Annotated in this window: 9 protein-coding genes; 2 read left to right on the forward strand and 7 right to left on the reverse strand. The window is 61.2% G+C overall.

Annotated features, from left to right (window positions below; all coding sequences use genetic code 11):
* Positions 1-35: 35 nt before the first annotated feature.
* From ACVIIW_RS36715 to ACVIIW_RS36745, 7 genes are all read right to left on the reverse strand, one after another.
* On the reverse strand, positions 36-1,556 hold the full coding sequence (locus ACVIIW_RS36715) for a sugar ABC transporter ATP-binding protein (RefSeq protein ID WP_456705491.1): 1,521 nt from the start codon (positions 1,554-1,556) through the stop codon (positions 36-38).
* Positions 1,553-2,674 carry an SMP-30/gluconolactonase/LRE family protein gene (locus ACVIIW_RS36720; protein WP_456705492.1) on the reverse strand — a complete coding sequence of 374 codons (1,122 nt, stop codon included), beginning with the start codon at positions 2,672-2,674 and terminating at the stop codon, positions 1,553-1,555. Before ACVIIW_RS36720 ends, ACVIIW_RS36715 begins: the two co-directional genes overlap by 4 nt.
* Positions 2,675-2,676: 2 nt before the next feature.
* Positions 2,677-4,824, reverse strand: a complete 2,148-nt coding sequence (locus tag ACVIIW_RS36725) for an ABC transporter permease (RefSeq protein WP_456705493.1) — start codon at positions 4,822-4,824, stop codon at positions 2,677-2,679.
* A 57-nt stretch (positions 4,825-4,881) separates the two neighbouring features.
* On the reverse strand, positions 4,882-5,907 hold the full coding sequence (locus ACVIIW_RS36730; RefSeq protein WP_456705494.1) for a sugar ABC transporter substrate-binding protein: 1,026 nt from the start codon (positions 5,905-5,907) through the stop codon (positions 4,882-4,884).
* A gap of 94 nt (positions 5,908-6,001) precedes the next feature.
* Positions 6,002-7,027: an ABC transporter permease gene (locus ACVIIW_RS36735; RefSeq protein WP_456705495.1), complete on the reverse strand. Its 1,026-nt coding sequence runs from the start codon at positions 7,025-7,027 to the stop codon at positions 6,002-6,004.
* 838 nt (positions 7,028-7,865) lie between these two features.
* Complete coding sequence (locus tag ACVIIW_RS36740; RefSeq protein ID WP_456705496.1) at positions 7,866-9,848, reverse strand: AI-2E family transporter; 1,983 nt, start codon at positions 9,846-9,848, stop codon at positions 7,866-7,868.
* A 250-nt stretch (positions 9,849-10,098) separates the two neighbouring features.
* Positions 10,099-10,314 carry a hypothetical protein gene (locus ACVIIW_RS36745; protein WP_456705497.1) on the reverse strand — a complete coding sequence of 72 codons (216 nt, stop codon included), beginning with the start codon at positions 10,312-10,314 and terminating at the stop codon, positions 10,099-10,101.
* 449 nt (positions 10,315-10,763) lie between these two features.
* Between ACVIIW_RS36745 and ACVIIW_RS36750 the strand changes: the two genes are divergently transcribed.
* Together ACVIIW_RS36750 and ACVIIW_RS36755 are read left to right on the forward strand one after the other, a co-directional pair.
* Entirely contained in the window at positions 10,764-11,150 is a 387-nt protein-coding gene (locus ACVIIW_RS36750) for a hypothetical protein (protein ID WP_456705552.1), read from the forward strand.
* Positions 11,110-11,427, forward strand: coding sequence for a PilZ domain-containing protein (locus ACVIIW_RS36755; protein WP_456705498.1), 318 nt, complete (start codon positions 11,110-11,112; stop codon positions 11,425-11,427). The genes ACVIIW_RS36750 and ACVIIW_RS36755 overlap by 41 nt, the downstream gene beginning before the upstream one ends.
* The last annotated feature ends 240 nt before the right edge of the window (positions 11,428-11,667 follow it).

Genomic DNA, 11,667 nt, shown 5'->3' on the forward strand with positions numbered 1-11,667 from the left:
CGCTGCTGCCTCGAGTCTCGGTCTGGTCTCGCTGCTCAATGCACCGCCGCGTACAGAATTTTGTCCTGCGTGGCCTCCGCCGAATCGAACTCGGCGACGATGCGCCCCGTCCGGGCGACCAGGATGCGGTCGGAGACGGCGAGGACTTCCGGCAGATAGGACGAGATCACGACCACCGCCTTGCCCTCGTCCGCGAGGCGGCGGATCTCGGCGTGGATGTGCGGGATGGTGCCGACGTCGACGCCGCGTGTCGGCTCATCGAAAATGATAATGGAGGGATCCTGCACCAGCGTCTTTGCCAGTACGACCTTCTGCTGGTTGCCGCCGGAGAGTTCGATGATCTTGGCTTTTCTTTGCAGGGCGCTGATCTTGAGCCGGTCGACCCAATAGGTGGCGAGCTTGCCGCGGCGGGCGCGCGAGAGCAGAAAGCTGAAGCCGCCCTTGGTGGCGAGCTTGCCGAGATAGACGTTGTCATCGACCACCATGGTCTCAAAAAAGCCGTTGGCCTTGCGGTCCTCGGTGATGTAGGCGATGCCGTCATTGATGGCCTGGCGCGGCACCCGGTAACGGATCGGCCTCCCGCGCAGGCGGATGGTGCCACCATTGATCAAATTGCGCTTGAGCGCACCATAGATCACCTTGGCGATCTCGGTGCGGCCCGAGCCGATCAGTCCGGCGATGCCGACGACCTCCCCTGCATAAACCGAGAACGACATGTTCTTCACCGCCATGCCCATGGTGACGTTCTCGACCGTCAGAACCTTCTCGCGACGGTGGTGAGTTTTCTTGCTGCCGCCATAGACCGCTTGCCCGACCTCGCGGCCGACCATATGCTGAACGAGGCTATCCCGGCTGAGCTGCTTTGCCGGCGCGGTGATCACGTGCCGTCCGTCACGCAGCACCGTGATGCGATCGGCGATCTGCAAGGATTCTTCCAGCGCGTGCGAGATGTAGATGATAGAAACGCCCCGGGCGCGGAGGTCGCGCACCAGGTGGAAGAAATGGACGATCTCCTCTGGCGTAAGCGAGGCGGTCGGCTCGTCGAAGATAATGATGCGCGCCTTGTTGTAGATCGCGCGCGCGATCTCGACCATTTGCTTCTTGGCGGTGCCGAGCATGGCCACGGGCGTTGCCGGGTCGACGTGGAAATTGAGCGATTGCAGCAGCTGCTGTGCCTGGATGTTCAGGGTGCGGAAGCGCGTCAGCAGCTTTTCGTTGCCGAGCTCGATATTCTGCGCCGCCGTCATGGTCGGCACCAGGCTCGTCTCCTGATAGACCATGCAGATGCCGGCGTTCAGAGCATCGCGCGGCTGTTCGAGCTTCACCTGCTTGCCATCGAGCCGGTATTCGCCGGAGGTGAGCTGGATCGCCCCCGCAATCGCCTTGCACAGCGTCGATTTGCCGGCGCCGTTCTCGCCGACGAGGGCATGCACCTCGCCCGGATAGAGATTGAAGTTGACACCCTCGATGGCGTGCACGCCGCCGTAGATCTTGCTGCCGCCGACGATCTCGAGCACCGGCTCGGCGGGATTGACGAGGTTTGCGCCGTCGCTCATCGGAACTCTCCCGTGTGGAGCAGAAGACATCCCGCGCCGCGGGCGGCGATGACCACGCCTTGCGGCGTCGCGCAGGCCGCAGTGACGCCGTGGAAGCGGCCGCCGGCACGGCTGTGCAGGCTGTCCGTTGCTTCGCCCTCGCTATCCAGATGCACGAGCAACCCATAGGAGCGCGGCGGCGCCCAAGGCTTTTGTATGCCGAGCGCCTTGACGCCACCGATCTGCATCGGCTCGAGGCAATCGGAACCGCCGGCCAGCGCCGGCGCGATCCAATAGCTTTCCGGCACGGTCCGCATCATCTCCTCGCGGAAATCGTCCTCCTTGAGCACGAATTCGATGAGATGCGTGCGCCGCGCGAACAGGCCTAGGAGGAAGCCGCCACGATCATCCGGATGCAGCCGCCCAGGGTAGCCCGGCAGATTGCCGGCGACGATTTCGGCCTGCCCCAGCGCACTTGCGGTGAGCGGGAAACGGCTGAAGCGATACGCGCCGGTCTCGGTGAGCCACAAGCTTTTGCCGTCGGCGGACACCGCAACGCCGGAGGGATAAGATAGGTCACTCAGCAGCACCTCGGCACTTCCGAGATCCGGCCCGCACGCAATCAACCTTCCCTGGCTCCGCTTCTCCATCAGGTCCCGCCGCCACTGGTCCGGTGAGCGGCCGGCGGCGCCTTCGACCGCGAAGATGCGGCCCTCGGGATGCGCGGCCACCGACAACAGCCCGACTAAGGGGCGGCCGTCCCCGGATTGCAGCCAGACCGGATCGGGTTTGGCCGGATCGATTGCCGCAAGGCCGCGGCCGGCCACGCACGCGAGCAGCCGGCTGTCCGGGTGAATCGCAAGCCCACCCGCATCGCCGTCGAATTCGGCGATCAGCGTCCGCGTTGCAAAACCCGCACCTGAGAGCTTCAGCACTTGTCGCCCAGCCGAGGCGAAGATCGATCCGTCGGGTGCCGCGACGACGTCGTCCACCCCAGGCAAGGGCTCGCCGATGACGGTCGCGCCATCCAGCCGGTCGTTAGGGCTCAGCGACCCGTCGAGCGGCGGGATCGCGTTCTCGCCGCCATCGCGGTCGATGACGCTGCGGATATCGCGCAGGAGATGATCGAAGAATCCCATCGCTATCCCCTGACCCTGCTCTTGTCGCCCCAGTAGGCGTCGTATCCGGTCCAGCTCTCGTCGACACCATCGAGCTTGATGCGGCCGATACGATTGTTCTCGAGGCCGCCGAGATAGAGATAGCCCTTGTGCTCGCGCATCGAGGTCAGCGTCGAATGCGAGATGCCGGTCGGATCCCACCAGGATTCCAGCGCTTCGCCCCGTTCGTTGAACTTCAGCACGCAGCCGTGATTGAGCGCGGGCGCGAGCCACTCATCGGTCGGCACCTGCTTGACCATGCGTAAGCGGAATCCGGGTTTGCGTACCGAGAGGTCGAAGGTGGGCGTGCGGATGCCGACCAGCGCCAGCCAGTAATTGCCGTCGGACGCGCGGTTGATGTTATCGGGATTGCCCGGAAGCTCGTCGATCAGGACCTCGGTCTTGCCCTTCTTCGGCCCCTCGATCCAGTAGCGGAAGATTTTGCAGAGCGAGGTGCTCGCGATCAGCACTGATTTGCCGTCATGGGAGACGCACACTCCGTTGGGGAAGTAGAAGTGATTGATGACGGTACGCGTCGTCCTGGTCTTGGGATCGTAGCAGACCACGCGACCGTTGGGCCGCGCTTCGAGAATGTCGAGCGTGTTGGTCGTCATCTCGTAGCGCGTGGTGCAATCACTGAAATAAATCTTGCCATCAGGCGCGATGTCGAGATCATCAGCCATGCGGAGGCGGGAATCGTCATTGAGCTTGTACCAGGTGCGGTTGGTCTCGTCGGTGACTTTGAACACGCGGCCGTCCGGGGCGACGCCATAGACGCCCATGCCGGCAACCGCTACGATCAGGTTCTCGTCGCGGTCGAACTGCATGCCAAGAGGGCGGCCGCCGATATGGGCGAATACCTCGCGCTGTTCGAAGTTCTCTCCCGAAAAGCGGATCACGTTGCCGTCGCGGGTCGAGCCATAGACCCGGCCCTGGCGGTCGACGATGACGTCCTCCGGACCCTCGACCTGGTCGAGGCCGATGGCCTTGGCGTGGATCAAGCGATCGTTCTGGGCAAAGGGCGAGGCCGAGCCGCGCTGCACGGAGGGCGCGGGGGAGAACGCCACATAGGCCGGATTGACGTAGATCTTCTGGATCGCCTTACCGCGGTTCTTCGACCATTTGACGTCGATACCGACCGCGGCGAGCAGGATCATGCCCGTGACCGCCGACGTGACATAGCCGGGGATGCCCATGCGGACGAGGCCGTTGATGAGGAGGAAGACGATCAGGGCACCGATCATCGCCCGCCACACGGTGCCCTTCCCGCCGGCTAGCGAGATGCCGCCCAGCACGACCGCGGTCAGCGCCTGGAATTCCCAGCCGACGCCGGTCGTCGAATCCGTCGAGGCCTGGCGTGCGGCATAAAAGATGCCGCTGGCCGCGCACAGCGTGCCGGACAGCACATAGGTGAGAAACAGCATCAGCCGGACGCGGATGCCGGCATGCCGCGCCGCCTTGCGGCTGGCGCCGATCGCGGTCAGATGCCAGCCATAGCGCGAGCGCGACAGGAAGATGTGACAGATCAGCAGCACCACGAACAGCATCGCGGCGTTGACGGGAATGCCGAGCACGCTGCCGGTGCCGATGAAGTCCCAGGCATCACTATCGACCGAATTGGTGGCGAACACCTGGGCATAGCCGGTGTTGAGCAGGTTCACCGAGGCACGCAGTATGATCAGCGTCACCAGCGTGGTCAGGAACGGCCGCGTCTTCAGGAAACCTATGAGGACGCCGTTGATGCTGCCGAGCGCAGCGCCGACGCAAAGCGTCGCGACCACGACGAGGCCAACCGGCCACTCCATCACAAGGAGGAAGAACAGTGCGGCGAAATTGCAGAGCGCAAAGATCGCACCGACCGACAGGTCGATGCCGCCGCTGATGAGGCAAAAGCCCATCGCCAGCGCCACGAAGCCGAATTCGGCGAACAGGCGCAGCAGCGACAACCCGTTTTGCACCGAGGCATAGTCCGGGATTGTCAACGCGAAATACAGCCACAGCCCCATCATCACCGTGAACGGGACGACCGGCTCGAACCATTGCTTGAGGAGCAACTCGGAGAGAAGCAGGCGTGGCGAGAACCGCCGCGCCGATTGCGTCAGGGATTCGGCAAAGGCTTCGATGGTAGACATGGTCGTAGCACTCCCAAGCAGCCGGCGTGCAACCGCGCACGCCGGCTCAGATTCGCGTCAGCTCTTCTTGGGAAGTGCGAAGCAGTTCGCACCCGACGCGTTGCTCTTATCGAGCCAGATCGGGCGCGTGTAATATTCGAGATTCTTCGTGCCGGGCTTTTCGCCGGACATCAGCAGCGTCTCAGCCGCAAACATCAGATCGTGGCCCTGCTCAGTCGCCTTGTAGCTAAGGAATTTGTAGAAATTGCCAGAAGTTAGCTGGTCGCAATCGAGCGAGGAGCCCTCGCCGGAAGCGAACACCTTGACGTCGTCGATCTTGCCGGCGTTGCGGATCGCCTGCGCGGCACCCGATTCCATGATTCCCCAGAACCCGATCGAGGCGCAGAGGTCCGGATGCTGCTGGATCACGGTGGCGGTGATGTTCAGCGCGGTATTGGCGTCCCAGTTGGCGGCCTGGTTCGACACCACCTTGATATTGGTGTCCTTGTTGAGGACCTCCATGATGCCGCCGACCTGGTCGACACTCGCCGCCGCCGTCAGTTCGCCCTGCACGATCTGGACCTTGCCGGACTTGCCGGACCCGGTGCCGCAGACCCTGACCACCTCAGTCGCCAGCATCTTGCCGATCTCGCGCCAGTCCGCGCCGACGAAGGCGCCTGACTTGTAGTTCGAGGACATGTTGATCTGGATGACATGCGTGCCCTGCGCTTCGGCGCGCTTCAGGTCCTTCATCAGCAGCGTGACGCTGGGATTTTGCACGATCAGCACGTCAGGCTTCTGGTCGACCAACGCGGTGAGCGCCTGCTGCATCGCCGATGGATTGTTGTTGGGATCGCGGACAATGAACTTCATGCCGCGCCACTCCGCCTCTTCCTGCACCACCCGGCCCCATTCGTCGGACAGCGGAACGCCGAGCGCGATCGGCAGGTACGCGATGGTCTTGCCCTGCAACGCCTTGTCATAGGAGGCGCGAAGCTCGCGCGCGGTCTTGGTGCCGCCTTCCTCCTGCGAGAGCACCAGGGATGGCAGCGCGGCCAGCGCAGCGCCTGTGATCGCGATCGTCCAGAGTGTCCTGATCTTCATGGGTTCCTCCCGTTGTTGATGAGACGGGATGCCTTGGCGGCATTCTTCGTTAGGTTTTTGCCTCGCTAGGTTTTGCTTCGTTGAGTAAGTCTCGTCAGTCTCCCTGCCGCGCCGTTTCCTCGTCCCGCGGATGCAGGAAATTGTCGAGCACGATGGCGGCCAGCAGCACCACCCCCTTGATGATGTTCTGCACCTCGCTGTTGACGTCCATGATGGTGAACGCATTCAGCAGTGTGCCGATCAGGATGCAGCCGACCACGACCGAGAACACGCTGCCGCGCCCACCAATTAGGCTGATGCCGCCGATGACGACGACCAGCACCACGTCGAAGATCATTGTGCCCTGCGTGATCGCCATCTGCATGCTGCCGGTGGTGCCGACCCAGACGAGGCCGGCGAGCCAGGCGAGGAACGCGACGAGCGCGTATTCGAGCACGATCAACGGCCGCAGCGGGATGCCGGTGAGCCGCGCGGCCTCGGGATTATCGCCCTGCGCATAGATGAAGCGACCGATCGAGGTGCGCGACAGGAACAGATGCATGGCGATCGCCGAAACGGCGAACACCAGGATTGGGACGGGAATGCCGAACAGGCGCCCGGCGCCGGCGAACATCAGCCCTGGTGCATCTTTGGGCGCGTAGACCACCCAGGCCGGCGCCAACCAGAACGCCAGCCCATAGATCACGAAGCCGGCGGCCAGCGTCACGAACAGAGGCGGCGCTTCGACAAAGGCAACCATGACGCCATTGATGACGCCGATCAGCAGCGCGATGGCGAGAGCGAGCAGGACGGCGGCGCCGACCGGCACGCCGCGCTGCATCTCGATCAGGGCGATGGCCCAGCAGCCTGCAAGGGTCGCGACCTCGCTGAGGTCGATGCCGCGGCTGATCACGATCAGCCCCATGCCGAGGCCGAGCACGCCCAGAATGGAAATACTGCGCAGCAGATTGAGCAGGTTGGAGACGGTGGCAAAGCCGCTTAGCGTGACACCGAACACGACGAGCAGCACGATCGTGATCAGAAGCACGATCTGCTCCTGGTTTGGCTTCGGGATATTGAAGGGAATGCGCGGGGCGGTCTCAGGAACGGCAAGGCTGCGCGACGCCAGGGGCCACCGCATTCGTTTCCTCCAACTCTTATTTTGTCGGGAGTTTGAAGCGGCTTTCAGGCTTCGTCAAATACATTTCGCGAGCTGCGTTTGATCACCTCCTCGCGATTTTTCAAACAGCGTTTGAAGTTGCGACGTCCGGGATGCAGTCGGTGGACTGTGATCTTACAGACTTCATCAGCAATTCCAACGCGCCGATTTCCACGAAACGGCATTTTGCAATGTTGCAGCTTTCGCCTGCATAGCTTTTGCGCAATCACAGTCGCGACTCCTACGGCGAACCGGCGAGTAGCCGCGCGGTGTGGCGCGCGATCATTGCGGGCGTGGTCCATCTCCAGGCCGAGCCATTCGGAATCCTCACAGATCCGCGCACTGATGCGACAGGCATTCTCGCCGATGCCGCCGGGTCGCGCGATGCAACGTCGAGCTGATATCCGATGCATTGCTCATGGGCAACCGCGGCCGCCTACACAGACCAACCGTCCTGACGTCTGATCGGCGGTCGCGGCGCGCAGGCATAAAACACTAACGCACCGATTTTCTTGGAACGCGGTACGGCAAAAATGGTTCGATTGGCCCGTCGTGTAAGCCACTGATTGGGCGATTGAAAGTCGCTAGCGGGGAGAGGCTTCAGCCCGCCCTGGCCGTTGGTTGAAAGGTCCGTTTGAAAAATCATGTGCTCACTGGCTAATGCATTGAAATCGTGGGCGCACGAGGGCTCGAAACTGGGACCCGCAATTGCTCTCATGACCGGAGAGAAGTTTTCCGGTAAGCAGCCAAGCAAGTACTCGCTTTCAGTATCTCGAAGCCGCCTTCATAATTCTGGTCTTGGAGTGGCCGACGCTGACGATTACGCCGCAGCTATTACCGTCGCCTGCTTCTTTCCGGTCTGGCCGAGTCTAGTGATTCCGGTGGCATCGATACTCAGGCTGACTGTGTGGCCAATGCTCGCAGACGCTAGATCGGCTTTTGCGCCTTCGCGCAGCGCCTCTAATGCCGTTTCGTCAATCTCTCTGGCCAAACAGCTCAGTATGATGGTTGCCCTTGGCAATTTCCGCCTCAGCCGCCGGACCGAGTAACGCATATGTGCCGGACTGCTGATGTCGAGATAGACCAGGCATACGATCATAACGCCTGTGGTATCCAAGCGGAAAACATTGCTGGAGGTCAGCGAAGAGGCACCTTCTACGCGCGCCGCTAATCCGTGCTCTGTTGAGAGCTGGCCGAGCATGATCGCAGCTGCCTCATCGACTAAGCTGCGTCCGGCCACGCACAGCACGGGGTGATCGCCCTGCCACTCCGGCGGGAGGTCTCCTTTGCGCACGGAAGGCATCCGTTCGTTCGCGGCGGATTCTGGAACGCTCTCCACCGCAGTGGATGCTTCCGGATCCATGGTCGCCTCGCCCTTCGCCGGCGGCCGCTCATCTTGATCGGCAAGGTCGCCGACGAGCTCGCTGACCGCATCGCGGATTCTGATGAGTCGCTCCTGATCGAGAGCATTCCGTTCGGCATCGGTTTGCGCCAGGTGCAACCCCCTAAGGGCGACTTCGTCATAGTATGAGGCCAGCGACCGCTCCTTAAGAAATTCCTCGGCCTTCTCGGCTGCTTCTGTCGGATCGCCAGCCAGCATGCGCTGATAAAAAATTTCCGGTGGAGCAAGAGCCGGCCGATCTCCGAACATGACGTCGAGGAATTCCAGCCTCTCCACGTGCCTTCCGAGCACCACAAGGCAGACCGTGAGCGGCGTTGCGAGGACGAGGCCGATGGGTCCCCACAGCGCGGTCCAGAACGTCGCCGACGCGAGAACGGCAACGGGAGATAGCCCTGTGCTGTGACCGTAAACCATTGGTTCTATGACATGCCCCACGATCGGCTCCACGACCACAAACAGCGCGAGCGTCCACAGCAGCATTGACCAGCCAGGGTCAAGGGCGACCGCAAGAGCAAGCGGAAATGCGGCGGCAATCACCGCGCCGATATACGGGACAAAGCGCAGCGCGGCAGCCAAGATGCCCCACAAGATCGCGCTGGGAATCCCGATGAACCACAAACCCGTGCCGATCACTGCGCCGAACGCCCCGTTAAGAATGAGCTGCGTGAGGAAAAGCTTGCTAAGCCGGCTCGCCGCATCGTCCAGCGCCGCCGTTGTCCGCTGTAAATCGGACGAGCCGGCCAGCCGGATCAGGCGGTTACGCAGGTCCTCGCGTTGAACGAGAATGAAGATCACGAAAATGATGATGATGCCCGTGGTCGCGAGCGGATGGATGAGTGGAGATATCAAGCTACGAAGACTTTCCAGCGCCCCGGGATCCGGCTGGCGAACCTCCACTGGCACCGGCGGAGCAGAAATGGTTCGGCCCGCCGTTAATCCGGGGACTCGCACCACCGCGGTGTCCTTTGGCTTGTCGAGCTCCTTGCCGAGGTCCTTCAGCATGTCGGACGCGCGTTCCAGCGTACCCCTACCTGCTTTGGTGTTCCGGAACGACTGTATCTTTTCACTGATCGTCGACTGATAGCGAGGAAGATCACCGGCGAGTTGGGTCAGCTGCGTTGCCAGAAGACTTCCCATCGCAAAAATCAGGCCAAAGGCGAGGATGACAACGCCTACGACAGCCAGTCCGCGGGGAACGTGGATGCGCTGCAATAAACCTACGACGGGAGCCAACACAAAACTGAGAAGGACAGCAAGCGCTACCGGCACGAAAATATCTCGGCCGAAATAGAGCGTGGCGATGATGATTACGGCCAGTATCGCAGCGGATGCCGTGCTTAGGATCCCAATCAGCTCCTCAATGGTCCGTGCCTTGAACGGCTGCCTCGGTAGAGGGCTCATTCCTTTTCTCCGTCCCGTTGAGAGCGCGGGAGCTGCAAATCACGCGCGCACAGCCGCTTCTCAATTTATGGAAAGAACATTCAACTGTGGGCAGTTCTCTTCGGTTCCCTGTGATAAGGATCACACATCGCCGATTGATGTAAGAAGTACTTTGGAATGGCAGTTCGCCTTATAAGAGCCGTGGCTCTTTTGAAGCTTTCGATGCGATCGGAGTGGCGCTTGGTATTCCGCTGCTGTCTCTTTAGGGACGTCAATAGACGTCGCTTTTTTCGAAGGTGAGCAGCGGCACGATGTCCTGCGATATCCCGGCGAGCATGGCATTTACCGTGCCCGGGCCGCTGATCAGGAAACCATGCTCCAGGGCCACCTGCGGATTGGGCAGGATTCCGGCGGCAAACGCCTGCGCCTGGGCAACACCGAGCCGCGCCCTCGTCGCGCGTAGTTCCGGATTGTTGGCGACCGCCACAATGGGAAGGCAAGCGCCCCAGCTAAATTAGTTGGTCGATGGTGGGTTCCGGGCCCATGCCCGACTAAGGCTCGTAATTTCCGCGATGGAATTGGAAATGCTCGGTTCTGTCGTCGGGCCCGAAGTCCGCATGCGAAGAGCTCAGGTTGAGCAAATCTGTCCGCTCCGTCGCAATAAGCGGACCTCCGTCAGGCGCGCCCCTTTTCAGCAGCCACGATCATGGCCGAGAAGCACCCCTGCCGCCAGAAGCTTAGGCAAATTTTAACAACTACGGCGTGAGAATTAGGTCAGCAACACGGGGCATTTCGACAGTGCGGATTTTGACGCTGCACTCGTCCTGGTCGAAGCCGGACCCGCGAGCCTGATGCAGTGCGCGCGTCCTGTCGGTTTGTTGTTTATGTATTTTGATTCCTTGGGCGGCCCTTAAGCCCGAACCGATTGAGAACCACATGTCTACTGTCCTGAAATTCCGTAGACCTCGCCAATCCCCTAGGCCACAGCAGTTATACTGCCGTCCATCCAATATTTTGGCGCACATCGCTGCGCTCGTCTCAACAGTTGAATGTCACCAGATTCGCTCAACAGAGGATCTGCGCCAGGCGATCTTCATCCTGGATCTCGCAAACGCCTGCATTCGATTGTTGCTCGGCCAATTGCCCAGCGGCGCGACGACAATTCAGTTGCTGTCCCAGTCCGAACGAATCGAACAGCTCATCGTGGCTGCGCGCAGCGAGGTGCATATGTCCATCGAGCGCTTCTGCTTTGAACCTAGTACCTTTACTCCAGGGGATTGCAATGAGGTTGAACGGTCGAAAGGCAGGCCGCGTTCACTTTGAACACAAGCGCCTCATGAACATCATGGGCGTCGATGGCACATGGCGCCGAAGTTGCGTTCTCCTTGACGTCTCGGCAACAGGCGCCAAGCTCGAGGTCGAAGGATCTATCGACGCGCTCAAGGCTCAAGAGTTCTTCCTCGTTCTATCTTCCAGCGGGCTTGCATTTCGTCGATGCGAGTTGGTTTGGGTCAACGTGATGAATGTCGGTGTCCACTTCGTGACGAAAAAGGCGAGGAAGAAAGCGTCCCCTAAGGATCATCTTGCTCCCGCGCGATGAGCGGAAGCTGTCGAAGCTCGAATGACCAGTAGCAACACATGCAGCTAGTCTCCTCGCGAACGGTGTCTTTCATCGACGTTCCGTCTCTCGCTGCTTGCGAAGCCAAAGAGGCCCTCTTTTATCACGACAGCAAGGGCTTCATCCTCTATCTGTCCGGGGGAGGCCGACCGTCGACGTCTGAGGAGCGAGTGATCTTCCTGGAATTGCGCGAAGCGCTAGTGTGGTTGAACGAACCGCCTG

It is taken from the genome of Bradyrhizobium sp. USDA 4449, from assembly GCF_054056275.1.